This window comes from Streptomyces sp. CA-135486 (genome assembly GCF_050936555.1).
In the GTDB taxonomy this organism is placed as follows: Bacteria; Actinomycetota; Actinomycetes; order Streptomycetales; family Streptomycetaceae; genus Streptomyces.
The window spans coordinates 3,397,637-3,422,266 of the sequence record NZ_JBNJMM010000001.1 but is presented as its reverse complement, the minus strand read 5'-3'; the positions used below and the strand labels follow the sequence as shown (position 1 = coordinate 3,422,266).

Here is a 24,630-nt window from a genome sequence, read left to right as displayed (position 1 = left end):
TGCGCGAGACGTGGGCGGGTGAGGACATGGGCACGTCGGGAGCGAGAGACCCGAGCGGCGCGGGGGACGGCCGTTCGCTGTTCGCGGCGGTTCGGTCCGTCCTCGCACGCGTTGACGCCCACGCGGGACGATCACAGGGGCGGCCCGGTCAGCCGACAGCTGCGGCAGGTACTCCGCACGGTGCGCGTAGGAACGGCGATGCGGGCGCGGACGTCGAGGTGAACGCCGCCTCCAAGGCCGGCGATACGGGCGGCGCGCCCCGGCAAAAGGGCAACCTCACGCCTGCCGCGTCGGACACGGGCGAACCCACGCCTGGTGGCCAACTCGCCCCCGGCGTCGGCGGTCCCGCAACCCTCGACGCTCTCGTCGCCTGCTTCGGGCTCAGTCCCTTCGAGCGTGACGTCCTCCTGCTCGCCGCCGCCGCGGAGCTCGATGCCACGACCGGTGGGCGGTGCGCCGCAGCCAGTGGGGATCCCGAGCGGGCGTACCCCACCTTCTCGCTCGTCCTCGCCGCCCTCGATGAGCCGCACTGGAGCGCCCTCACTCCCGTCGCCCCGCTGCGCCGCTGGCGGCTCGTCGAGCTGGACGACGAGACCCGGCTGACCACCTGTCGGCTCCGGCTCGACGAGCGGATCCTGCACTTCCTGGTGGGCTCGCCCTATCTCGACGCACGGCTGCACGGGCTGTTGCGCCGTACGCCCGTGGCCGAGTCGCTGCCGACCTCGTACGACATCGCGGCGAGCCGCGTCGCCGCGGGCTGGGCCGGAGCGAGCCCCCACGCACCGCTGCGGGTCGAGCTGGTCGGCGGGGATCTGCGCAGCCGCGCCGACATCGCCGCCGCGGCCGCGCGCCGCTCCGGGCTCGGCCTCTACACCATGGCCGCGGACGACATCCCCACCGACGCCACCGAACGCGACCGGCTGGCGCGGCTGTGGCAGCGCGAGGCGATCCTGCTGCCCGCCGCGCTCGTGGTGGAGGTCGGCGAGCTGGACCGCGATCAGGCAGCGGCCACCGACGCGTTCATCGAGAGCGCGGCCGTTCCGCTCGTCGTATCCAGCCCCGATCCGCGGCAGACGGCGAGACCTCGCGGCGAGCGGGTGACCGTGCCCGCGCTGGACACGGATGAGCAACTGGGCGTGTGGGCCGACGCGTTCGACGACGTACCGGGAGTGACCGAGGACGACCTGCGGGATCTGGTCGCCCAGTTCTCGCTGCCGCCCCATCTGATCCGCTCCGCGGGCGCGACCGTCGTACGGGATCTGCCCGGTGAGGACGAGCTCGACGCCACGGGGCTCGCCTGGCAGGCCGGGCTCACCGAGGCCCGGATGGGCATGGACGAGCTGGGCCGGCGGATCGAGCCACAGGCGTCCTGGGGCGACCTCGTCCTGGCGGAACGGCAGTTGAAGATTCTGCGCGAGATCGTGGCGCATGTGCGCCGGCGCTCCACCGTCTACCAGGAGTGGGGCTTCGCCGCTACGCTGCGCCGCGGACTCGGCGTCACCGCGCTCTTCGCGGGCGGCTCCGGCACCGGAAAGACCCTGGCCGCCGAGGTGATGGCGAAGGAACTGGGCCTGGATCTGTTCATCATCGACCTCTCGCAGGTGGTCAGCAAATACATCGGCGAGACCGAGAAGAATCTGCGCAAGGTCTTCGACGCCGCCGAACGCGGCGGCGCACTGCTCCTGTTCGACGAGGCCGACGCCCTCTTCGGCAAGCGCAGCGAGGTCAAGGACAGCCACGACCGGTACGCCAACCTGGAAGTCAGCTATCTGCTGATGCGGATGGAGGCCTACCGCGGTCTGGCGATCCTGACCACCAATATGAAGCAGGCGCTGGACACCGCGTTCATGCGCCGCATCCGCTTCGTCGTCGACTTCCCCTTCCCCGGTGAAAGCGAGCGCGCCGAGATCTGGCGGCGGGTGCTGCCCGCGCAGGCACCGATGAAGGGCATTGATCCCGAGCTGCTGGCCCGGCTGACCGTGGCGGGCGGCTCCATCCGCAATATCGCGCTGTCGGGTGCCTTCCTCGCGGCCGAGGAGGGCGACCGGCTCCAGATGCGGCACATGCTGGAGGCGGCGCGTACCGAATACCTCAAACTGGACCGCTCCTTGACGCCCTCGGAGGTCCACGGATGGGTCTGAACGAGGCACCGCGCCCTGCGGAGCGCACGATCCGCGTGGACATCGGCGAGCTGGTGCTCGACGGTTTCGAACGGCTCGACCCGGACCGGGTGTCGGCCGCGTTCCAGGCCGAGTTGGCCCGGCTGGTACGGGAGCGGGGCGTGCCGCTGGCGGCGGACGGCGGCCGGGCCCTGGACGCGCTGGCCGGGCTGCCGCCGCTGCCGAGGACCACCTCGCCGGGACGGCTCGGCGAGGCGCTGGCGCGTGCGGTGCACGCGGGTCTTTCGGGGCGGGGCGAGTCGCGATGAGTACCTCACATGCCCAGGACGCGCAGGCGGCTCAGGCCGAACGGCGGCGAAAGCGCAAGGAGCGGGCCAAGTCCCGTACGCCGGAGCCGAAGAACATCGTCAGCGGAGCCGGACAGCCGCTCGATCTGAGCGTACGGCGGGAGCTGGAGGAGCAGCTCGGCCACGACTTCAGCCGGGTGCGGCTGCACACGGACCGGGACGCGGGAACGCTCACGGAGCTGCTGGGTGCCGACGCGGTCGCGGTCGGCCAGGACATCTTCTTCCGCGAGGGTGCGTACCGGCCGGGCACGGCGGACGGGCAGCGGCTACTCGCCCATGAGCTGCTGCACACGGTGCAGAACCCGGACGGTCTGGGCGCGTTACGGGCGGGCCGCGACCTGGGTGCGGTGAGCCTGCCGCAGCAGGCCGTGGAGCGCGAGGCGGAGTCGGCGGCACAGGCTCTCGTGCGGGACGGGGGGCAGGCCCCCGAGGTGGCTCCGGACCAGTCCACGCCCGGCTGGCTGCGGTACGCCACGGTCGACGCGGACCGGTCGCGCATGGAGCAGCTGGACCCGGCGACGCTCGTGGACCGGCTGGCCAATGGCGTGCTGCGCTCGCTGCGCGGCGACCCGGCGGATCTCTCCCACCGAGTACGACTCCAACTCGCCCGGATGTCACCGCAGTTGCAGGACTCGGTGCTGGACCGGCTGGAAGTGCGGCTCCTTTCGAACGAGTACGACCGGCTGCTCGACCTCGCCGAGGCGGCGGAGGCCCGGCCGGTGGACCTCCAGCCGGCCGATGTGCCGGAGCCGGAGATCGATCTTTTCGAGGAGCTGGGCGTAGAGCGCACCCAGTGGAAACACAAGGAAGAGGGCAAGCAGGGGTCGAAGGGCAAGCAGTCCGAGGACGCCCGCGAGGAGCAGAAGGACGTCAGGGCCCGGGACGAGAAGCACGGCGGCGACCGGAGCCGGGCTCAGTCGGACGCTGTGGCGGAGAAGGCTGAGGGCGCCGCGCGGACGGAGCAGGAGGACAAGCGCGCGCAGTCCCGTCAGCAGGCGGCGCAGGAGCAGCGGCAGGAGGAGGAGAAGCAGGGCCAGGACCGGCAGCGGGTCGACGAGGCCGCCGACGAGCGCGCGCAGGGCCAGGCGGATGGCGCCGAGCAGGCCAAGGAGGAGCGCAAGGAGCAGCGCGACCGGGAGGAGCAGGACCCGGAGCAGGCGAATGCCCCCGGCGCCGACAAGCGCAAGCGCAAGGACGACGCGAAGAAGCCGGCGGACGGGTCGAAGCAGGAGAACCTTGACCCGAAGGCGAAGGGACAGCCCGGGCCCGTACGCCCGGAGCGGGTGGACGAGCGGGCCGAGCAGTCGGACAGCGCGCTGTCCGAGCACGGCCTGCATGAGAAGGACGAGGACGAGGGCGAACCGCGCGAGGAGGAGAAGCCGCTCGGGCTCGAGGCGGGCGCGGACGGTGAGATCGCCGGTGAGCAGGACGGCGACCACGACAAGGGCCGTGCTCCCAACGGCGGGCCTGAGCTGAAGCCCGAGGACTACCTGCCGGACGCCGATCTGGACCTTTCCTCCGTACCGACCGCCGGCCAAATGACACCTGGCGCCGCGCAGCCGTCCGTCCCCACGTTCCCTACACCGCCGCCGACCAAGGCGGAACGGGTCGAGCAGCAGCGGGACAACGAGACGCAGGAGGAGGACGAGGACGGCACCGGTCCCGAGGCGAAGGCGCCGGGCGAGGACGAGGGCCCCGTCGAGGGCGAGGCGCCGAAGCCCGAGGGCGGGCCCGCGGCCCAGGCCCAGGACCGCAGCGCCAACGACCTGCAGCCGGACAAGCCGACCGACCAGGAGGTAGGTCCCGACCCGGAGACCACGGAGAAGGACCAGCAGGAGCCGGAAGCCGAGAAGAAGGACCCCGCACAGCAACAGGACGACGGGGCCGCCAAGGACGAGGTCTCTGGAGACGGCGAGGAGAGGCCGGACGCCAAGGACGCACAGGACGAGCAGCGGGAGCTGAAGGAGCGCGAGCAGCGGGGCGAGCAGGGGCAGCCGCAGGGCGCTGCCGCGGACAAGCCTGCTGCCGTCTCTTCGAGTCCGGATACGGCAGCCGGCCCGGCGGCGATGCGGCCTGCGGGTGCGCAGACGCAGAAGACCTCCACCGAGGACCGCAATCCCTCCCCTGCCGCGCGGCGCGATGCCGAGCCGCCCAAGTCTGAGCGGGAGGCGGCCGGGCCCAAGAGCCAGATCCCCAAGGAGACCGGGCCCGGCGCCGCTCCCCGTGGCACGGTCGGCGCCGTTGAGCAGGCCGGTCCGACGGCCGCGGCGGGACCCGGCGCGGCTCCGTCCGCGGCACAGGCGGCGGTCAGCCCGGCCGGCGAACAGACCGACAGCCCCGGCAAGATGGGCGCGCCGGCGCCGGAGGGCGCCCAGGCCGCGCCGGAGGCCTCGCTGGAGAAGGACGGCGGCGGCTGCGCCCCGCCGGAGCCCGCGGCGGAGAAGGAGGAGGGCGGGGGCAGTTGCGGTGGCGGCGGCGGTGGACCCGCTCCCGAGGAGAAGCAGCAGGAACCGCCGGACGTCTCGGGCCAGGACCCGAAGGCCGCCATCGGTACGGTCAGCAAACTGGCGCCGGACCAGGCCGCTGCCGCGATGCCCGGCGTGGACGCCGCGGCGGACAAGAAGATCGGCGAGGAGCAGCAGCGGCTGGACGCCAACCCGCCGAAGCGGGAACGTCCTTCGGGTGCCCCGCGCACCCAGTCGGGCCCGCCCGAGGCGGCAGCCCCCGCCGCTCCGGTGACGGGCAAGGTCGAGAAGCTCGGGCCCGAGGAGCGGGTCGAGCAGCAGAAGGCCAAGGGCAGCGAGAAGGCAGCGGGCGCGAAGCCCACCGACAACACTCCCCCGCCGCCGGCCCCGGTGGCGGAGAAGCTCACCGCTGAAGAGGCGAAGAACGTCGATGCCGCGGCGGACGCGGTCCCGACCGTCGACCCGGAACTGCGGAACAAGACGGTCGGCCCCGCGCCCAAGATCCGGCTGGAGGGCGAGAGCGACCCGAAGCGCACGGACGACCAGGCCAAGGCGCTCAAGGAGAAGCAGTCCGACATCCAGAGCACCGGCCGTGAGGACGCGGCCAAGCCGATGGGCGAGGACCAGATCTTCCCCGACGCGCCCCAGGAGCAGCTGGTCGGCAAGGCCACCGGCGGTCGGCGGAGGGGCGGCCGGGGCAATCTCGAAGCCGCGTCCGCGCCCAAGCCCGGCGTCGGCGCGGTCGCCAAGCAGGAGCGCGGCAGCGAGATCCAGGGTGCCGCGGGCCAGGCCCAGGGCGATCTGGTCGCCAAGGAGAAGGAACAACAGCAGGGCGAGCAGCAGGCCAAGAAGGAGAAGCAGACCGAGATCGACCGCGAGGTCACCCAGAACGCGCAGAAGCAGACGGCCGAGCGCGGCCGTGCGGCCGAGGATGCTCAGCGCGAGCGCGAGAGCTGGCGCAATGAGCAGGACCAGAAGATCGAGGACGCGGACAAGAAGTCCGAGAAGGAACACACCGACAAGAACAAGGAAATCGTCAAGGCCCGCGACGACAAGGACAAGGAGGTCAGCGACCGGAAGGACAAGGACAACGCGCAGATCGACACAGAGCGCGAGAAGGCGGAGAAGGAGGCCGAGAAGAAAAAGGAGGAGGAGAAGCCCTCGGGGGGCTTCTTCGGCTGGGTCGCCGACAAGGTGAAGAGCGCCTTCAATGCGATCCTCGACGCGGTCACCAAGGTCTTCGACGCCGCGCGCAAGGCAGTCAACGGCATCATCGACACGTTCAAGGAGTGGGCCAACAAGGCCATCGACTTCGTACGTGACCTCGCCATCAAGGCGATCAACGTGCTGGCGGACGCGCTGATCGCCATCGGGGACGTGCTGCTTGCGGCCTTCCCCGAATTGCGGGACAAGTTCCGCAAGGCGATCGAAGGCCTGCGCGACAAGGCGATCGCGGCGGTCAACGCGCTGGCGGACGGCCTGAAGAAGGCGGTCAACGCCCTGCTCGACGCCCTGGCGGCAGGCCTCAACGCGCTGCTCGACGCGCTGGAAGCAGGCATCAAGGCCGTCATCAAGATCTACCAGGCGGTCATCCTCGGCGCGATCAAGTTCGCCCAGGCGGCGATCGAGGCGCTGGGCAAGTTCGCGGCGCTGGTGGCGGACATCGCCCCGGACCCGGGCGGCTGGATCAGCAAGGCGGGCAGCTCGGCGAAGGCGGGCATCACCGATCACCTCTGGGGCGCGATCAAGACGGGCGTGAAGCGGTGGTTCGACACGAAGGTAGAGGGCATCCTCGGCCTCGGCAAGGCCGTGATCAACGTCCTGGTGAAGGGCTGCGTCTCGATCAAGCAGATCGGGAAGATGGCGTGGGACGCGATCATCGCGTCGCTGCCGATGATGATCGCGTCGATCGTGATCGAGAAGGTCGTCTCGATGATCGTCCCGGCGGCGGGCGCGATCCTCACGATCGTCCAGGGCCTGATGGCGGCGTGGCAGAGCATCAGCTCGATCCTCTCGGCCTTCAGCAAATTCTGGGCTTATCTGAAGGCGGTCAAGGCGGGCCCCGCGGCGTGCCTGTTCGCGGAGGCGGTGGCGGCGGGCGTTGTCGCACTGCTGGACTTCATCGCCAACTTCCTGATGATCCGCCTCGCTTCGGCGACCAAGGGCGTGGGGAAGCGCTTGAAGGTCATGGCCGAGAAGATCATGAAAGGTCTCAAGAAGACCGGCAAGGGCGCGAAGAAGGCGGCCGGCGAGGCGGTCAACAAGGCGCGGGGCGCGATCCGGAACGCCAAGCAGACCCTGCGCAAGCCTGCCGTATCCCCCAAGCCGAAGGCGAAGCCTTCCGCGAACCCGAAGGCTCTGCCGAAGCCGAAGGACGCGGCGACGCCGAAGTCTCCTGCGAAGCGGGAGCCGACGCCGACGAAACCGAAGGACACGACGCCGGGTCCGTCAAAGGACGGGACCCCGGGCAGCCAGAAGGACAGCATCCCCCGGACTCCCAAGAAGAAGAAGGAAATCGAGGGCCCGAAGCCGACCAGGCCCAAGAAGCCGAAGTCTCCTCTGGGCAACGCCCTGGGCAGGGCAAAGAAGGCCGTCAAGTCGGCCTTGACGAAGGTCCGCAACGCGGCGAAGACGCTGGGCAAGAAGCTCAAGAAGAGCAAGCCGGGCAAGGCCTTGAAGAACAGCGCGTCGAAGCTGCGCAACGTCTTCAAGAAGAAGCGCGACCAGCTGCGCGACAACAAGAAGAAGCAGCAGGACCAGAGGAAGCAGAACCAGGACAAGCACAAGAAGGACGAGAGGTCCAAGGAGTCCAAGGAGGCGCGCCTCCAGAAGATCGTGGCCCGAGTGCGCCCCCGGCTGGACAGCGCACTGCGGCGAGGGGTCACAGGCCGAGGCTTCGACGTGGCCCTCAAGGCCGCCCGCATGTGGTACCGACTGACCGACCTGTCCCGTAATAATGACCAACGGTTCGACATCACAGCCAAGCTCAATCCGGAAAGGGTCGCCGGCGGTGGCTTCAGGCTTACCGGAGCCGATCTACGTGAAATCATCCACCAGGTTTCCCGCGAGATGCTCACGGATGACAGGGTCAGGGACTCGGCCGCCAGGATGCGCATGGAAAAGTCCGCAGACGGCGACGCTCCTCTCGATGTCGATTCGGCGCAGGATTTCCCAGGAGCCGTGAATTACCTGAGAAATCGCGGACAAGAGCTCCAGGTGTCCACGCCGGGCGGGAACCGTACCCTCCCTCCGCATCGACCCGACGTCGACGTCATGGAGGAGTATCGGGTCGGGCAGGGCAGGGACACCGTCCGCGAGGAAAACAAGGCAGGCGAAACCAACGCCTACACCCAACTCGACGACGTCAAGCCCAACTCCACTTACCCGAACATAGCCAGGAAGCTGGCCGAATTGGAAAAGGAAGGGCTCACTGGCCCGATCCTTGCTACCGCATTGCGGAAATTCACGCGCTCGGGAACGTACCCGGATGGCCTCACACGCGCCCAGAAAAAGATGATCCGCGAATTGCACTGGCTCATGTTCGTACGCGAATCCGTACGCAATCCGGCAAACTTGGGATTCTCCGCCATGATGACGACCCTGATCGCCTACGGAGATTCTGACTGGGATGAGGCATTCAGGGGATACCAAGGCGAACGGGACGCCAAGACGGGTAAGTGGAAACGCAGGAAAGCCAGCAGGCCGGGCGCACGCGGGCTGCACCCCATGTCCATGAAGGGTGCGGTACCCGCAGCGCGGCAACTGGAGCAGGGCGTCCGTGGACGCCCGACGCCCGATGGACAGCCAAGCAAAGCTCAGCGACTCCGGGATGAGCTGGTGCGGCGCGAGACGGAAGTCGCCGAGCGCTGGCTGCAGGCTCATGCAGGTCGGACCGAAATACTCGGGAAGACCGAGCAAGAGGCGCTCGATGAGGGACGCCGCATCGTGAAAGAATACATGTGGCAGTACTACGGATTGAGCTAGGAGAACCATGGCAGACTTCGACATCCGACTGACCCTCAAGCATGCGAAGGCAGAGCCCAGCGTCATCAGGGTCGCCGAGATGAATGACTGGGACCTGCGGATCATGGGAAATCGCAAGACAGAGGTATACGTGGACAAGTGGGTCACCCCCGACGGTCGGGCAGAAATCCACTACGTCGAGGACCCACTGACTGGTATTCCTTTTGTCACCTTCCGGGGCGAAGGATCCGACGACGCCGCGCAACTGGTGGAAGAGGCCTGCCAGCTGTGGGATTTCCAAGAGGCGCTGGACAGCATCAACACAGCGCAGAGCCGTGATGACCGACTGACAGCAATCTATGCAGCGGCATTCACTGCTCCCGAGCGACAGGTGGATTCCCTGGTCGAGGTGTTCCGGTCGCTTGCTACCGACCCTGATCCAGGAATTCGGCAGTCACTGGTGGTGGCGACTGGTTATTTGCCGTGGCCTGCGCTGGTTGAACTCGTCCGGCACCTTGCCGATACGGACCCGGTGGACCACGTACGGCACAACGCCCAAGTGCTGCTTGAGGGTCTGAACCTGCATGGCGACGCGAACTGAAACGAGGGCATGACATGACCCGCTACGCAGACATACCCAAGCCCATCCGCTCCGGCATCGTCGTCGTCGACCCCGAACGCGGCACCCCCCAGCGCATCATCGTCCTCCAGTTCAACCCCGACACCCTCGAACGCTCCCTCGCCCCACAAGCCGCCGGAGGAGGCGGTGATGCCGGCGGAGGAGGCAGCGGAGGGGACCGGAACGAGGCGCTCCGGCTCAAGGGGCCCGCTGAGGAGAGTTGGAAGTTCACCGCCGAGATCGATGCCACCGATCAGTTCGAGGTCGCCGCGCCCGACGGGATTCATCCCCAACTCGCGACGCTGGAGATGCTCGTGCATCCCACCAGCGCTCAGCTCCGCGAGGCCTCCCGGCTGACCAAGAAGGGCACCATCGAGATCAGCCCCATCGAGATGCCGCTGACCCTCTTCACCTGGGGGAGCAAGCGCGTCATGCCCGTACGGCTCACCGAACTGTCCATCAACGAGTCGGCGTTCGACGTCAACCTCAACCCCATACGGGCGAGCCTCGGCATCGGGATGAAGGTTCTCAGCGTGAGCGATCTGCCGGCCGGGCACCGGGGCGCCGATCTGTATCTCGCACATCTGGCGCAGAAGGAGCGGCTGGCCAGGGCCGCACGAGGCGGACGGCTGGCCGATCTCGGTATTGGACGGGGGCTGTAGAGACGTGATCGATCCCTATGAGAGCGCGCTGGACTCGATCCCCGGCGCCCATCCGTACCCTCGCACCAGCCGGTACCACGACGCGGAGATCGACGTGCACCGTCTGCCCGACGGCGCCGAAGTGCGCTACGCCAGGCGGCGGTTGCTGCCACCGCTCAATGCGGCCGCCGACGAGAGAGCGCCGCACACCGTGAACAGCGGTGAGCGGCTCGATCACCTCGGGCAGCGCTACTTCGGCGACCCGGGGCAGTGGTGGCAGATCGCCGATGCGAATCCGGTGCTTGATCCACGGGAGTTGACCGCCGAGCCCGGTCAGGAGATCGAGATTCCGTTGCCGGGTGGATTCCATGGCTGATGAGACGCCGATCGGGAGCGGTCCCGTTCATCTCAACCTGCGCATGGGGCCCAGGCTCACCCGTCCCGTTCCCGCCGAGGTCACCGAGGCGCTGCTGTCCGCGCAGATCACCATGACCGCCGGGGAGCGGAGTGGGTTTCAGCTGGCTTTCGACCTCACCAAACGAGGGGTGATTTCGGAACGGCTGCTCCCCGAGGGTTTCTTCGACCCCAAGACCCGGGTCATCGTCACGACCTCCATCAAGGGGACGCCGACCGTGATCCTCGACGGGCTCATCGTTCGGCAGGAGGTGGGGGCGAGCAACATACCCGGGCAGACCACCCTCACCGTTACCGGCGAAGACCTGACCCTCCTCATGGATCTCGAGGAGCGGACCGATCGGTACCCGAATCTGCCCCCCTCGGAGCGGGTGAGAAGGATTCTGGCGAGGTACTCCGACTACGGAATCCAACCGCGGGTCGTCCCGGAACAGGTGCACCAGCCGCCCCGCGAGCAGCTGCGCGTCGAGTACCAGACCGGGACCGATCTGCAGTATGTGAATGAGCTCGCCCGAGCGAACGGCTACACCTTCTACCTCGTCCCCGGGCCCGGACTCGGGCAGTCCTCCGCCTACTGGGGGCCCGAACGGCGGCTTGGCCGGCGGCAGCACGCCCTCAACGTCAACATGGACGTCAACTCGACAGTCGACCAGCTGACGTTCGCGTACGACGGGACGGCGCGCGAGGAGCCGCAGGCCCGCTGGCAGGACCCCAGGACGCGGAACGCGCATCTGCTGCCCCAGCCCGACATCGACCCGCTGCGCCCGCCGCTCGGCAAACGGGCCACGCCCGCCCTCAAGCGGAAGACGCTCTCCGGCACCGCGAAAAAGGCTTTGGACCAGGCCCAGGCCGAGATCCTGGCCAGGGCCGCGACCTCCGCCGACGCGATCTCCGGCTCCGGCTCGCTGGACGTCAACCGGCACGGTTACGTGCTCCAGCCCCGCGAGCTGGTCGGGGTGCGCGGCACCGGACGGACATACGACGGCGACTACTACGTCAGGTCCGTCACCCACAACATCAGGCCCGGCTCGTATCAGCAGAACTTCACGCTCTCGCGTGAAGGACTGATCGCTCGCAGCAGCACCGTACGACCGTAAAGACCAGGAGAACTTCGCATGGCTGCAGGACCGAACAACCGGTTTCTCGGCAAGTTCCGGGGCCAGGTGGTGGACAACCAGGATCCGCTGCAGATCGGCCGCGTCACGGTCAAGGTGCCGGACGTGCTGGGTGACGAGGCGTCCACCTGGGCCATGCCTTGCCTGCCCTTCACGGGGCCCGAATCCGGGCAGTACGTGGTCCCGGCGGAAGGGGCCGGCGTATGGGTGGAGTTCGAGCAGGGGGACCCGAGCTTCCCCATCTGGACGGGGTGTTGGTACGGGCACAAGTCGGAGCTGCCTCCCGACGCGCTGGCGGGTCCACCGACGCACCAGAACGTCGTGATCCAGACCTCTGACCAGCACAAGTTGGTGATGGGTGACGTGCCCGGCGGCAATGGAATCCGGCTCCAGGCCGCGGGAGGAGCGTACGTCCAGATCGACGAGAAGGGCGTGACCATCGCCAACGGCCAGGGGGCGTCGATTGTGCTGATCGGCAACGAGGTCAACATCAACGAGGGCCGGTTGATCGTGCCCAAGAAGGCATAGCCAGGAAACGGGGAGAATCGTGTTGTCCGGGAATCTCGTGAACGGCGGGTCCACGATCAGCTGCCCGCACGGCGGCCGGATCGTGCCCGCCTCCGCCCCGTCGTCCGGCGTCCGGATCGACGGCTATCAAGTGTCCACCGCGGCCGACGTCTTCATCGTCACAGGCTGCCACCACACGATCGACGGCGTGCCGCATCCGTGCGCCACCGTCCGCTGGACGCCGCACCGCGACAGCGTGCTCGTCGACGGCTCGCCCGTGCTGCTCGACAGCACATCCGCGCTCTGCTTCAGCGCCGCGCTGGTGCCGCAGGGCCCGCCGGTCGTCGCCGCGTCGACACGGGGGGTGATCTCCCGATGAGGACGACGAGGAGCGACATCGCCTTTCCCTTCCGCATCGACCGGCGGGGCCGCACCGCGCATGCGGCGTACGACGAGCATGTGCGGGATCTGATCGAGCAGTTGCTGTTCACCAGCCCCGGAGAGCGCGTGATGCGCCCCGACTTCGGCTGCGGCCTGCTCGATCTGGTCTTCACGCCCAACAGCCCCGAGCTGGCCTCCGCGCTTGAGCTTTCGGTGCAGGCCTCACTGCAGCGCTGGCTGGGCGAACTGATCGAGGTGGAGTCCCTGGATGTGGTGAGCGAGGAGAACGTGGTCCGGGTCCATCTGCGCTATGTGGTGCGCTCCACCGCCAGCCGGCGCGACGAGGTCTTCGAAGGGAGCGGCCCGGCATGAGCGGGGTGAGCAAGGAGTTGGTCTGCCGCACCGACGGCAGGCGCACAAAGGTACGGTCGGCGCAGCTCGGTGGCCTGGACACGGTGGAGGTCGGTGACGACGGACTGACCCTGACCGTCACCTTCCTCGGCAAGGCGCCCCACGGGCTGTGCACGGAGAACATTCGCATCGACGGCGGCCGCCGGATCACCGGCATCGAGGCCGACGAGGTGTCCGTCGAGCGCGAGGAGGACCCGGAGCTCGACGACAGGCTGTACGTCACGCTGGACCGCACCGGCGACACGTCCCGGTACACGCTCTCGGTGGTGGACACGGATCCGTACGGACGGCCGGGCACCGAGCCCTTCCCCGGTTTCGACCAGCGGTACTTCTCCGCGTCCTTCGAGTTCCGTCCCGATTGCCCCACGCCCTTCGACTGCGAGGACGAGCAGCCCGACTGCCCGCCCGCCCTCGAGGCCGCCCCGGTCATCGACTACACGGCACGCGACTACGAGTCGATCCGCCGGCTGATCCTGGACCGGCTGGCGCTGACCACCCCGGACTGGGTCGAGCGCAACGCCGCCGACCTCGGCACGACGCTGGTCGAACTGCTGGCCCACACCGGCGATCTGATCAGCTATCAGCAGGACGCGGTCGCGACGGAGGCGTATCTCGACACGGCACGCCGCCGGGTGTCCGTACACCGTCATGTGCGGCTCATCGACTATCCGATGCACGACGGCGTCAACGCCCGTGCCTTCGTCGCGGTCGAGACCGTACGGGAACTGACACTGCTGCCCGGCACCTTCCGTTTCGCCGCTGTCGACGTCCGTACTCTGGGGCCGAGGGACCGGCCCGAGACCGGGACCGTCATCGACGACCGGGATCTGGCGGTCCTCGACGAGCGCGGCTCGGTCGAAGTGTTCGAGCCGGTCGTCCGCGAGGAGCCGCTGGTGCTGCGGCCCGAGCACAGCACCATCCGCTTCTGGACCTGGGGCGACGAGGTGTGCGCGCTGCCCAAGGGGGCCACCGCGGCGACGCTGCGGGACGAGTGGGCGGATGAGGAGTGCTCGGCCAGGTCGCTGGCTCTGGCGCCGGGCGATCTGCTGCTGATCGAGGAGGTGCTGGGGGCGCGGTCGGGGACGCCGGGCGACGCCGACCCCGCCCACCGTCAGGCCGTACGGCTGACTTCCGTGACCCCGGCCGTGGACCGGCTGGCGGACCAGCCCGTGCTGGAGGTCACCTGGGCGCAGGAGGACGCGCTCGCGTTCCCCGTCTGTCTGTCGACGCGCGGTGGCCCGGACTGCGCTCCGGTGGAGGATGTGAGCGTGGCGCGCGGCAATGTCGTGCTCGTCGACCACGGGCGGTCGCTGACGTTCCGCGACGGCACACCGGAGACGGTCACCGTGCCTGCCGCGCCCGCCGTCCTCGGGTCTTGCGATCCGGCCGGCTTCGGCTGCTGGGACCGCAAGGAGGGCAATGCCACGGCGGCCCTGATCAACGCCCGCCTGGAGCAGACGCGTTCGGGCAGGCTGTTGACCGCCTCTCAGATACGGGAGCTGTTCACCGTCGTCGGCGAGGACGCGACCGGGCGCGCCGGTCTCGGCCTGGAACTCGCGGGCCGGCGGCGGGAGAAGGTCGTACCGGGTACCGCCTATGCCCAGGCCGACGCGCTCCAGACGCTGCTTGCGCAGGTCGTCTATCCAGGCATCGCACCACGCTTCAGGCCGGTGCTGGAGCGCTCCCCCGTCGTGCAGTCCGTGACATTCCCGCAGCCGCGCGATGTGTCGGCGGGGCAGTCCGTGCGTCTCGCGGCGATTCCTGGCCGGGTCCGGCAGCGGCTTGTGGAGCTCTGGCGCAGCGCGCGGGACAATGACGGTCTGGGCGAGCCCGAGATCGCCGAGCTGACCGTGCTGTTCGGACTGCGGGTGCTGGAGCATCTTGAGCTGCGCCGTCACCCGGTGCGTGCGCTGCGGGAGTTACTGCACCGCAGCGAACGGCTGCTGGCCGCGAAGCTGCGCCGGCTCCAGGTGCTGACGGCCCGCTCGCGGGCGGGCACGGTGCTCGACGCCGGCATCGCGTGGGAGATCGCGCACACCTGGGGCCCCGAGTACGCGGCCGGGCTCCACCCGGACGAGCCGGTGCTGCGGGGTCCTGCCGCCGCGCTCGTACCGGATCCGCGGGCCGCGCTGCCCGCGGTCACGGTCGTCGACGGCGACGAGACCTGGACGGCGAAGCGGGATCTGCTCGACAGCGGCCCGCGCGAGCGGCACTTCGTCGGCGAGCTGGAGGACGACGGCCGGATCGCGCTGCGCTTCGGGGACGGCCGCCACGGCGCCCGTCCGGAGCCCGGCGCGCGACTCGAACTGCACTACCGGCTCGGCGGCGGCATCGCGGGCAACGTCGGCGCGGAAGCCATCAACCATCTGGTGATCTGCCGCGATCCGGAGGCTTCCGACGCCGGGGACCCGATGCCCGTCGCGGGGGTGCGCAATCCGCTGCCGGCCGTCGGCGGCACCGAGCCCGAGCCGGTCGAGCAGGTCCGCCAGCTCGCGCCGCTCGACCTCAAACGCACCCGGCTGCGGGCCGTCACCGCGGAGGACTATGCGGCGCTGGCGTCGAAGCTGCCCGGCGTGCAGCGCGCCGCCGCCGAGATCCGCTGGACCGGCAGCGTGCAGGAAGCGCATGTCGCCGTGGACGCGCTGGGCAGCGGGGATCCGTCCCCGGAACTGCTCGACTCGGTGACGTACGCGCTGGAGCGCTACCGCCGGATCGGCCACGATCTGGTGGTGGGACCGGCCAGGGCGGTGCCGCTGGACATCGCGCTCGCGGTGTGCGCCGCGCCCGGCCATCAGCACGGCCAGATCCTCGCCGAGCTGTACCGGCTCCTCGGCAGCCGCCCGCTCTCCCGCGGCCGGCTCGGCTTCTTCCACCCCGACGCGCTGACGTTCGGCGAACCGGTGCGGCTGAGCCGTCTGGTGGCCGCGGCAGCGGCCGTCCAGGGCGTGGAAAGCGTACGAGTGACGCGGCTGCGCCGGCTGTTCCACGAAGATCCACTCGATGACACCGCACTGGAGGCAGGCGTGCTGCGGCTCGGCCCGCTGGAGATCGCGCGTTGCGACAACGACCCCGACCGGCCCGAACTCGGCCGGTTGTCGATCGAGCTCGACGGAGGTGCCCGATGAGCGGCTCCTGCGGTTGCGGCTGCGGCGGTCACGACGAACGCCATGCGCCGAAGGCCCTGTACAACGCGCCGGGCCGCACGGCCCTGGACTACCGGGTCGGCGAGTACGGCTCGTTCCTCGCGGCGATGCTCGACCGGCTTGCCTCACCCGCGTATCCGGCGCTGCGCGGGCTCACCGTCCGCACCCCGGACGACCCGGCGATCGGACTCATCGACTCCTGGGCGGTCGTCGGCGATCTGCTCACCTTCCACTCCGAGCGCATCGCCGACGAGGGCTATCTGCGCACCGCCAACGAGCACCGCTCGCTGGCCCTGCTCGGACGTCTTGTGGGACACCGGCCGCGGCCCGGCATCGCCGCCGACACCCATCTCGCGTACACGCTCGACCGGGATCCGCGGGCCGAGGACGTGCCGGTGCTGATCCCGCGCGGCGCGCGCAGCAACAGCGTGCCCACCACCTCCGACGAGGAGTCGCAGGCCTTCGAGACCAGCGAGGACCTGGTGGCTCGCTCGGCCTGGAACGAGCTGGCGGTGCGCCGGCGCCGGCCTGCCCTGCTGACTCCGGACGATCTGCGGAGGCGCTCCGAGATCTTCGTCTCGGGCACCGGCACGTCCCTGCAGACCGGGGACAAGCTGCTCTTCGTCTTCGGTGCGGACGGCGACAGGGACGGTCAGCGGCTGCTGCTCCCGGTGGCGGGCATCCGGATCGACCGGGACGACGACATCACGGCGATCGCGCTGCCGCAATCCGCGCCGCCGTCGCTGACCGAGCTGGTCGCCGAACTGCGCGAGTGGATCACCGAGGACGAGCGGGAGGTGGAGGAGGGCGAGCCGACGCCCGACAACCCCAATCCGCGTCCGGTCAGCCGGATCATCGAGGACTTCGACACTCAGGTGCTGGCGCCGCTGCGCGCCGATCTGGACGGGATCAGGACACCCGCGCAGTTCGCCACGCGGCTGGCCGAACCGCACGCCCGGCTCGCCGAGGCACAGGCCATCGCCGCTCCGTACGAAGAAGTCGCCGCCTGGTTCGAGCAGTTGGAGGCGGTGGTCGGTGAACTGAGGGAGCGGGCGGCCGATCTGGAGCCCTCCCGGCCGCAGACGCTCGTGGCCGCCTCTGACTCCGAGGCCATGCGGGCGCTCGGCGCCGTCCTGCCCGCGCTGCGCACCAGTGTGGTGCGGCCCCCGTCGGGCGTGCGCACGCTGTCCCACGATCCGGCACGCTACTTCGCGCCGGGCTCCGATCTCGGCGCCCGGCTGCTGTCCGCGCTCGACCCGCGGGTCGCCGACGGGATGTACGCGGCGTGGCGGCGTGCCGCCCCTGCCGTGCCCGCCCTGCTGCGCGAGCTGCAGGCGATGCGGGTGACCGCCGCTCCGTTCGGCGCGACGGCACCGCTCAAGCCGGTACAGGACGAACGCGGAAGAGTGATCCGGCAGACGGACTGGCCCGTGAGCGGCGGGGAACTCACCACGATGCGGATCGTGTACGACACGGGCGGGCGGGTGCCCGTGCGCGCCGAGTTCCAGCACATCGAGACCGGTTCCTCGTGGCAGCGTTCGGAGAATCTGCCCACCGAGACGAGTTTCGGTCTGGGGCCCGGCAGGGTCGCGCTGCAGACCCAGGTGGGCCAGGACCACGATCTGAGCTGGCTGACCAGGCGCCCCGCGGACTCCCAGGAGCCCGGTGTGAGGGCCGAGTTCTCCGAGGGGCTTCCGGAGCGGACGCTGTTCGTGTCGAGGCCCGCCGAGGACGGGCGGGTGCATGTGTCCGTGGAGAACGGCCAAACGCTCAACTGGCTGCTGTCTCCCGGTCAGCGCAAGCAGGTCACACACGGCGGGATGGAGGTGACCGCGCAGTACACGATCGGGAGCGAGTCCGCGAATGTCGAGATCGGCATCGCGACCGTGCCGGAGCAGGCAAACCGTCGTGTCCTTCCGCTCGACTCCGTGCAGGACGGCATCACGGTCGGCAGCTGGATCGCGATCGAGCGTCCCCGCAAGGGCGCCGGGGAACCCGACGGCATCCCGGGCGACAAGGAGCTCGCGTTGGTGACCACCCGGGTCACGGCCGTGCGTACCGCCGCGTACACCAACTACGGGATCACCGGCCGCGGCACCGAGCTGACGCTCGCCGATCCCTGGCTGGACGAGCGCGACGTGCTGCTCTCGGCGATCCGGGACGCGACCGTGCACGCGGGCGGTCAGGCACTGCGCCCGGCGGACGAGCCACTGGGCGAGGACGTGCACGGAAACGAGCTCGAACTGGCCGAGCTGTACGACGGGTTGCGGCCCGGCCGTCATCTGGTGGTGTCGGGCGAGCGCACCGACATTCCGAACACGGCCGGGGTGCGCGGCACCGAACTGGCGGTGATCGCCTCGGTGGAGCAGCAGCTCGATCCGCATCTGCCGGGCGACCATGTCCATACGAAGCTGACGCTCACCGCCGATCTGGCCTACCGCTACCGCCGTGACACAGTGCGCGTCCAGGGCAATGTGGTGCCCGCCACGCACGGCGAGAGCCGCGACGAGCCGATCGGCAGTGGCGACGCCGGGCGCATCAACCAGACCTTCGCGCTCTGGCAGTCGCCGCTGACCTGGCTGCCCGCCGCCAATCCCCTGGGGGCCACGCCCACGCTGGAGGTGCGTGTCGACGGGCTGTTGTGGCACGAGGTGGACAGCCTCGCCGGGCGCGGCCCGCGCGAGCGGGTCTATGTGTCGGGGACGGCCGGGGACGGGCGTACGACGGTGACCTGCGGCGACGGGGTGCACGGCGCCCGACTGCCCACCGGGCACGAGAACGTGCGGGCCCGGTACCGCTTCGGCACCGGCAAGGCCGCCAATGTCCGGGCGGACCGCATCACTCAGGCGATCACCCGGCCGTTGGGCGTCACCGCGGTCACCAATCCGCAGCCCGCGACGGGCGGGGCGGAGGCCGATGGCCCCGGGCTGACCCGGCGTACGATCCCGCTCGCGGTGTCCGCCCTCGACCGGCTCGTGTCCGTCAAGGACTACGAGGACTTCGCCCGCTCCCGGGCAGGCATCGGCCGGGCGGCGGCCCGCGAGATCTTCGACGGCCGGCGGCGCGTGCTGCATGTGACGGTCGCCGGAGTGGACGACATCGCGATCGCCGACGACTCCGAGGTGCTGCGCGCACTGCGCTCCTCGCTCGCCGAATACGGCGACTCCCGGCTGCCCGTCCGGGTGGACGTGCGCGAGCTGGTGCTGCTGCTGCTCGCGGCGAAGGTGAAGGTCGCCCGCGACCACACCTGGAGTGTGGTCGAGCCGCGGCTGCGGCAGGCGCTGCTGCGTGAATTCGGCAGCGGACGGCGCGAGTTGGGCCGACCAGCGCGGCTGTCCGAGGTACTGGCGACCGCTCACTCGGTGCCCGGCGTCGACTATGTGGACGTCGACCTGTTCACTGGCGTCCCTGCCTCCGTCACAGCCGACGGGCTCACCGGCCTTGCGGAAGCGCTCGACGAGCCGCAGACCTCGATCGCGGCGCGGCTCGCCGCGTACGACGAGGACGTGCACCACGTCACGGCCGGCGGTGGAGAGACACTCACCCAGGTCGCGGCCGGGCACGGCATCTCGCTCGCCGAACTGCTGCGGCTGAACCCGGACATCACCGATACCCGGCGCCTCGCGAAGGGCCGGGCGGTGTTCGTGTTCCGCGGCATCCGGCCGGCCCAGCTGACACTGCTCTCCCCGCATGTCGCGGACACGCTGATTCTGACGGAGGTCACCGCATGACCAGGGAACCGGACGGCCTCGCGGATCTGCTCCCGCAGTGGCACCGCCTGCGGGACGCCGAGGGCGGTGAACCGCTGCGCGCCCTGCTCGCCGTGATCGCCGAACAGGTCGACCGGGTACGGGACGGGGTCGAGCAGAGTTACGAGGACTGGTTCGTGGAGACCGCGGCGCCCTGGGTGCTGCCGTATCTCGGCGATCTGGTCGGCTACTCCCCGCTGCCGGGATACGAGCGCGTGCAGGCGAAGGGCCTTGAGGGCGGGGACGGCGATTCCCGCAGCCGCCTCGCCGAGGCGCTGGCGCCGCGCCGCGATGTGGCCGCCACGGTCGCCAACCGGCGGCGCAAGGGCACTCTCGCCCTGCTGGAGGAGCTGGCCGAGGACGTCGCCGGATGGCCCTCGCGGGCCGTGGAGTTCTCCCGGCTCGTCTCCCACCAGCAGCCGGTGAAGCTGTACGGGTCGGGCACGGACGCCACGAACGCGCACCGGCGTGCGCGCGGCAGGCTCGTCGACGTACGGGAAGGGACCGCGCTCGATCTGGCGGGCGGTCCGTTCGGCTCGGTCGCCCAGTCCGTGAATGTGCGCCGTGCCAACTCGGCGCGTACGCAGGGCGGCTACTCCCCCGCCGGGGTCGGTCTGTTCGTCTGGCGGCTGAAGCCGTATCAGGTGACGGGCGCGCCCGCGTACTGCATCGACCGGGCCCGCAGTCTCTACACCTTCTCGATCCTGGGCAATGACACGCCGCTGGTGACCAGGCCGGTGCCGGAGCCTTCCGCGAACCATGTCGCGACGATCGACAACGTGCCCGCGTACATCCGGCGCCGTCAGCTCGCCGACCGGATCGCGGACTACTACGGCCCGGGCAAGAGCTTCACGATCCGGCGCGACGGACAGGACGAGCCGGTGCCGCTGTCGGACCTCGTGGTGGCGGATCTGACGGACTGGCGCTACCGCCCCAAGCGGGGGCAGGTGGCCATCGACCCGGCGCTCGGCCGGATCGCGTTCGGCTCCCGGTCCGCGCCGCGGCAGGGCGTGTGGGTCACCTACCACTACGCCTTCGCCGACGACACGGGCGGCGGCGAGTACCCGCGCGAGCGTGAGACGCCGACCGCGGCCACGGTCTACCGGGTCGGCCCCGGCCAGGGCCATCAGCGGATCATGGACGCGTACAACGACTGGCGGCGCGACCGGCGGGCCGGGCACTGCGGCCCGGACGGCATCATCGAGATCACGCACAGCGGCGCCTACCAGGAGCAACTGGACTTCGATCTGGATCCGGGCGACCGCCTGGAACTGCGCGCGGCCGAGGGCACAAGGCCGGTGATCCGGCTGCTCGACTGGTACAGCAACAGGCCCGACGCCCTCAACATCCGTGCCCAGGAGGAGGGCGAGGGCGAAGCTCCACGGATCGTGCTCGACGGTCTGCTGATCACCGGTCGCGGACTCAATGTCACCGGCCCCGTCGGGGCGGTCGTGCTGCGGCACTGCACCCTCGTGCCTGGCTGGTCGCTGGAGCCCGAGTGCGAGCCGCACTCCCCCGAGGAGCCGAGTCTGGTGCTGGACCGCACCACCGCGTGCGTGTCCATCGAGCGCAGCATCCTCGGCACCATCGAGGTGATCGGCGACGAGGTGAACCACGATCCGCTGCCCATCCACATCCGCGACAGCATCCTGGACGCCACCGGCCACGACCGGGCGGCGCTGTCCGCCCCGGACTGCCGCCACGCACATGCCGTACTGCACGCGCACCGCACCACCGTCATCGGCGAAGTCCACACGCACGCGGTGGAGATCGCCGAGAACAGCATCTTCACCGGGCGGATGCAGGTGGCCCGGCGGGGCATCGGCTGCGTGCGCTTCAGTTACGTGCCCGCCGGCTCGCGCACGCCGCGCCGCCACCGCTGCCAGCCGGATCTGGTGGGCAGTCAGCACGCGCAGCTGGTCCGGCCCCTGTTCACCAGCGAGCGGTACGGCACGCCCGCATACGGGCAACTGGCCGCGGGCTGCGCAGACGAGATCAGGCGCGGCGCCGAGGACGGCTCCGAGATGGGCGCCTTCCACGACCTCTACCAGCCGCAGCGCGAGGACAGCCTGCGGGCCCGGCTCGCCGAGTTCACCCCGGCCGGTACCGACGCCGGGATCATCCCCGTCACCTGACACGACTTCCACTGCCCAATCCTGAGGGGGACCCCTTCCCATGCACGCAGACATCTCCCGCATCACCTTCCGGCCGGACCGGCACTACTCGGCGGTGATCGCACAGCAGGGCCGTGTCCAGCTGGACGCCGACGCCAATGAGCAGACCGCGATCCAGCTGGTGCAGGCCCGTACCACTGCGGCCGATCTGATCGGGCAGCACGGCGGCCCGCGCGGCGCCACCGGCTTCGAACTGCACTTCCTGGGCGGCAGCCGGGAGTTGGACGACCTTTCCATCGGCGGTGGCCGCTACTACGTGGACGGCATCCTGCTCGATGCGACGCGCCCTCAGCCGGGCGTCCCGGTCGTGGACGAAGCGCACGACGCGCACAGCACCGAGGAGGGCGAGAAGGACGCGCCCGCCGAGACACAGCCGCCGGCCACCTGGACGTACTGGGACCAGCCCGACGGTCACCGGGACCCGGAGCGCCCCAGCGACCGGCTGCCCTCCCAATTTCCGTACCTCGCCTATCTGAAGGTGTGGGAGCGCTCGGTCACCGCGGCCGAGGACCCGCTGCTGCGCGAGGTGGCGCTGGGATCGGCGATGCCCGACACCGCGGCCCGGCTGAAGGTCGTCTGGCAGGTGCTGCCGCTGCCCGGCTCACAGCTGGAGCTGGCGGACGGAGCGACCAAGGACCAGGTCCGGGCGGCGTTCGCCAAGTGGGCGGCGGCGCAGGCGCCGAGTGCGCGGATGGCGGCCCGCAGCGAGCGTCCCGAGCATGCGGACGAGGACCCGTGCCTGGTGAAGCCGGACGCCCGCTATCGCGGTCAGGAGAACCAGCTGTACCGCGTCGAGATCCATGAGGGCGGCGCGGCGAAGGACGCCACCTTCAAGTGGTCCCGGGAGAACGGCTCGGTGACCTTCCCGGTCGACGAACTGGACGGCACCTGGGCCGAGTTGGCCTCGTTGGGCAGCGACGACAAGCTCGATCTGAACGTCGGCGACTGGGTGGAGCCGGCGGACAGCGCCTCGCTCAGCCGCGGCGAGCCGCTGCCGCTGCTGCGGATCGAGGAGATCGACCTGCCGGGCCGCCGGGTGCGGCTTTCGGCCGAGCCGGACCCGTCGGTCGGGCGGCGCCCCGAGCTGCACCCCTTCCTGCGGCGCTGGGACCACCGGCCCGGTTCCCGTCACACGGGCAGCACCGGCCGTACGAAGCAGGGCACCGCAAAGGTGCGGGGCGGCGCGCTGCGGATCGAGGAGGGCGGCTGGCTGCCGCTGGAGGACGGCGTGTTCGTGTACTTCGAGCCGGGCAGGTCCTACCGTCCGGGCGACTACTGGACCGTGGCCGCGCGCACGGCGACGGGCACTGTCGAGTGGCCGACGGACGCGGCACGACGGCCTCTGCTGCAGGCCCCGGCGGGCAACCATGTCCACTATGCGCCGCTGGCCTGGGTGCTCGGAGAGGGCTCGGTGGCCGATCTGCGCCTGGCCTTCGCACCGCTGGCCGCCCCCATCCCGGCCGCCGACGCTGAGACGCTGGAGGCGGAGGCCACGTATGAAGCTGAGGCAGCCGCGGCCGAGAACGCGGCGGCTGCCGGTTCGGGCGCACGGCCGGCGGGAGCGGACGAGCAGGGACAGCCCGAGAAGTGACGTACCACCTGGAAGGAGCACCACCATGGCAACGCCTCTGACCGCCTCCCAACTGGTCAAGGTCCTGCGTGACGAAGGGCTTCAGGTCGTCGAGCACCGGAGCTGGCGTACGCACAACCGCAATCACAAGGGTCCTTGGGGCCCCATGCACGGCGTGATGATCCACCACACCGTGACCAAAGGCACCCAGAACTCCGTGGACATCTGCTACAACGGCCACTCCAGCCTGCCGGGTCCGCTGTGCCACGGGGTGATAGCCAAGGACGGCTCGGTCCATCTGGTCGGCAACGGCAGAGCCAACCACGCCGGGCTCGGCGACGACGACGTCCTGCGCGCGGTGATCAACGAGTCCGCGCTGCCCGGCGACAACGAGGCCAACACCGACGGCAACCGGTACTTCTATGGCTTCGAGTGCGTCAACCTCGGCGACGGCAAGGACCCGTGGCCGGCCGCCCAGCTGGAGGCCATCGAGAAGGCGGCGGCCGCGCTCTGCCGCGCGCACGGCTGGTCGCAGCGCTCGGTCATCGGCCACAAGGAATGGCAGCCGGGGAAGGTCGACCCCCGCGGGTTCACGATGGACTCGATGCGCGCCCGGATCAAGGCCCGGTTGGGCGGCAAGCCGTCGGGCCCGTCCAAGCCGCCCGCTTCGCACAAGCCGCCGACGGCGCACGAGCCGTTCCCCGGCGCCGCGTTCTTCGCACCCGGCCGGCACAGTCCGATCATCACCGCGATGGGGAAGCGGCTGGTGGCGGAGGGCTGCGGGCGGTACGAGGTCGGGCCGAGCCCGGACTGGTCGGAGGCCGACCAGAAGTCGTACGCCGCATGGCAGCGCAAGCTGGGCTTCTCGGGGAGCGACGCCGACGGCATCCCGGGAAAGTCGAGCTGGGACAGGCTGAAGGTGCCCAACGTCTGAGCCTGTCCTGGACGGACGGGCTCTCCTCAGTCGCCGGACGGGCTTGAGAATCAAGCCCCGCCGGCGACTGAGGCGCG

15 protein-coding genes are annotated in these 24,630 nt (G+C 70.2%); all 15 read left to right on the top strand.

Translation table 11 applies throughout. The annotated features are described in order from the left end of the window. The first annotated feature begins 26 nt into the window (after positions 1-26). From ACQEVG_RS15495 to ACQEVG_RS15425, 15 genes are read left to right on the top strand one after another with little or no spacing between them, the layout of a single operon-like run. Positions 27-2,141: an ATP-binding protein gene (locus tag ACQEVG_RS15495; RefSeq protein WP_432985373.1), complete on the top strand. Its 2,115-nt coding sequence runs from the start codon at positions 27-29 to the stop codon at positions 2,139-2,141. Further along, on the top strand, positions 2,132-2,428 hold the full coding sequence (locus ACQEVG_RS15490; protein ID WP_432983067.1) for a hypothetical protein: 297 nt from the start codon (positions 2,132-2,134) through the stop codon (positions 2,426-2,428). The genes ACQEVG_RS15495 and ACQEVG_RS15490 overlap by 10 nt, the downstream gene beginning before the upstream one ends. Continuing rightward, positions 2,425-8,916 carry an eCIS core domain-containing protein gene (locus ACQEVG_RS15485; RefSeq protein WP_432983064.1) on the top strand — a complete coding sequence of 2,164 codons (6,492 nt, stop codon included), beginning with the start codon at positions 2,425-2,427 and terminating at the stop codon, positions 8,914-8,916. Before ACQEVG_RS15490 ends, ACQEVG_RS15485 begins: the two co-directional genes overlap by 4 nt. A gap of 7 nt (positions 8,917-8,923) precedes the next feature. Continuing rightward, a complete protein-coding gene (locus ACQEVG_RS15480) occupies positions 8,924-9,496 on the top strand; it encodes a HEAT repeat domain-containing protein (RefSeq protein WP_432983061.1) in 573 nt (190 codons plus the stop codon). A gap of 14 nt (positions 9,497-9,510) precedes the next feature. Beyond that, positions 9,511-10,176: a hypothetical protein gene (locus ACQEVG_RS15475; RefSeq protein WP_432983058.1), complete on the top strand. Its 666-nt coding sequence runs from the start codon at positions 9,511-9,513 to the stop codon at positions 10,174-10,176. A 4-nt stretch (positions 10,177-10,180) separates the two neighbouring features. Beyond that, complete coding sequence (locus ACQEVG_RS15470) at positions 10,181-10,531, top strand: LysM peptidoglycan-binding domain-containing protein (RefSeq protein ID WP_432983055.1); 351 nt, start codon at positions 10,181-10,183, stop codon at positions 10,529-10,531. After that, positions 10,524-11,666, top strand: coding sequence for a hypothetical protein (locus ACQEVG_RS15465; protein ID WP_432983052.1), 1,143 nt, complete (start codon positions 10,524-10,526; stop codon positions 11,664-11,666). The genes ACQEVG_RS15470 and ACQEVG_RS15465 overlap by 8 nt, the downstream gene beginning before the upstream one ends. 18 nt (positions 11,667-11,684) lie before the next feature. Then, complete coding sequence (locus ACQEVG_RS15460) at positions 11,685-12,212, top strand: phage baseplate assembly protein V (protein WP_432983049.1); 528 nt, start codon at positions 11,685-11,687, stop codon at positions 12,210-12,212. Between the two features lie 19 nt (positions 12,213-12,231). Next, positions 12,232-12,570 (top strand): hypothetical protein, encoded by a 339-nt coding sequence (locus tag ACQEVG_RS15455; RefSeq protein WP_432983046.1) that lies wholly within the window; start codon positions 12,232-12,234, stop codon positions 12,568-12,570. After that, a complete protein-coding gene (locus ACQEVG_RS15450; RefSeq protein WP_432983043.1) occupies positions 12,567-12,944 on the top strand; it encodes a GPW/gp25 family protein in 378 nt (125 codons plus the stop codon). The genes ACQEVG_RS15455 and ACQEVG_RS15450 overlap by 4 nt, the downstream gene beginning before the upstream one ends. Further along, positions 12,941-16,108, top strand: coding sequence for a putative baseplate assembly protein (locus ACQEVG_RS15445; RefSeq protein WP_432983040.1), 3,168 nt, complete (start codon positions 12,941-12,943; stop codon positions 16,106-16,108). Before ACQEVG_RS15450 ends, ACQEVG_RS15445 begins: the two co-directional genes overlap by 4 nt. Then, entirely contained in the window at positions 16,105-19,857 is a 3,753-nt protein-coding gene (locus ACQEVG_RS15440; protein WP_432983037.1) for a putative baseplate assembly protein, read from the top strand. Before ACQEVG_RS15445 ends, ACQEVG_RS15440 begins: the two co-directional genes overlap by 4 nt. Next, the gene (locus tag ACQEVG_RS15435; RefSeq protein ID WP_432983034.1) at positions 19,854-22,010 is read left to right on the top strand and encodes a hypothetical protein; all 2,157 of its coding nucleotides are present in this window, start codon (positions 19,854-19,856) and stop codon (positions 22,008-22,010) included. The genes ACQEVG_RS15440 and ACQEVG_RS15435 overlap by 4 nt, the downstream gene beginning before the upstream one ends. A gap of 40 nt (positions 22,011-22,050) precedes the next feature. Further along, positions 22,051-23,640 carry a DUF6519 domain-containing protein gene (locus ACQEVG_RS15430; RefSeq protein ID WP_432983031.1) on the top strand — a complete coding sequence of 530 codons (1,590 nt, stop codon included), beginning with the start codon at positions 22,051-22,053 and terminating at the stop codon, positions 23,638-23,640. A 25-nt stretch (positions 23,641-23,665) separates the two neighbouring features. Beyond that, complete coding sequence (locus tag ACQEVG_RS15425; protein ID WP_432983028.1) at positions 23,666-24,553, top strand: peptidoglycan-binding protein; 888 nt, start codon at positions 23,666-23,668, stop codon at positions 24,551-24,553. Positions 24,554-24,630: the final 77 nt, after the last annotated feature.

What these genes read in the sequence shown, in the direction of transcription:
- ACQEVG_RS15495 (WP_432985373.1), top strand. Translation starts at nt 27, where the DNA reads ATGGGCACGTCGGGAGCGAGAGACCCGAGCGGCGCGGGGGACGGCCGT.
- ACQEVG_RS15490 (WP_432983067.1), top strand. Translation starts at nt 2,132, where the DNA reads ATGGGTCTGAACGAGGCACCGCGCCCTGCGGAGCGCACGATCCGCGTG.
- ACQEVG_RS15485 (WP_432983064.1), top strand. Translation starts at nt 2,425, where the DNA reads ATGAGTACCTCACATGCCCAGGACGCGCAGGCGGCTCAGGCCGAACGG.
- ACQEVG_RS15480 (WP_432983061.1), top strand. Translation starts at nt 8,924, where the DNA reads ATGGCAGACTTCGACATCCGACTGACCCTCAAGCATGCGAAGGCAGAG.
- ACQEVG_RS15475 (WP_432983058.1), top strand. Translation starts at nt 9,511, where the DNA reads ATGACCCGCTACGCAGACATACCCAAGCCCATCCGCTCCGGCATCGTC.
- ACQEVG_RS15465 (WP_432983052.1), top strand. Translation starts at nt 10,524, where the DNA reads ATGGCTGATGAGACGCCGATCGGGAGCGGTCCCGTTCATCTCAACCTG.
- ACQEVG_RS15460 (WP_432983049.1), top strand. Translation starts at nt 11,685, where the DNA reads ATGGCTGCAGGACCGAACAACCGGTTTCTCGGCAAGTTCCGGGGCCAG.
- ACQEVG_RS15450 (WP_432983043.1), top strand. Translation starts at nt 12,567, where the DNA reads ATGAGGACGACGAGGAGCGACATCGCCTTTCCCTTCCGCATCGACCGG.
- ACQEVG_RS15445 (WP_432983040.1), top strand. Translation starts at nt 12,941, where the DNA reads ATGAGCGGGGTGAGCAAGGAGTTGGTCTGCCGCACCGACGGCAGGCGC.
- ACQEVG_RS15440 (WP_432983037.1), top strand. Translation starts at nt 16,105, where the DNA reads ATGAGCGGCTCCTGCGGTTGCGGCTGCGGCGGTCACGACGAACGCCAT.
- ACQEVG_RS15435 (WP_432983034.1), top strand. Translation starts at nt 19,854, where the DNA reads ATGACCAGGGAACCGGACGGCCTCGCGGATCTGCTCCCGCAGTGGCAC.
- ACQEVG_RS15430 (WP_432983031.1), top strand. Translation starts at nt 22,051, where the DNA reads ATGCACGCAGACATCTCCCGCATCACCTTCCGGCCGGACCGGCACTAC.
- ACQEVG_RS15425 (WP_432983028.1), top strand. Translation starts at nt 23,666, where the DNA reads ATGGCAACGCCTCTGACCGCCTCCCAACTGGTCAAGGTCCTGCGTGAC.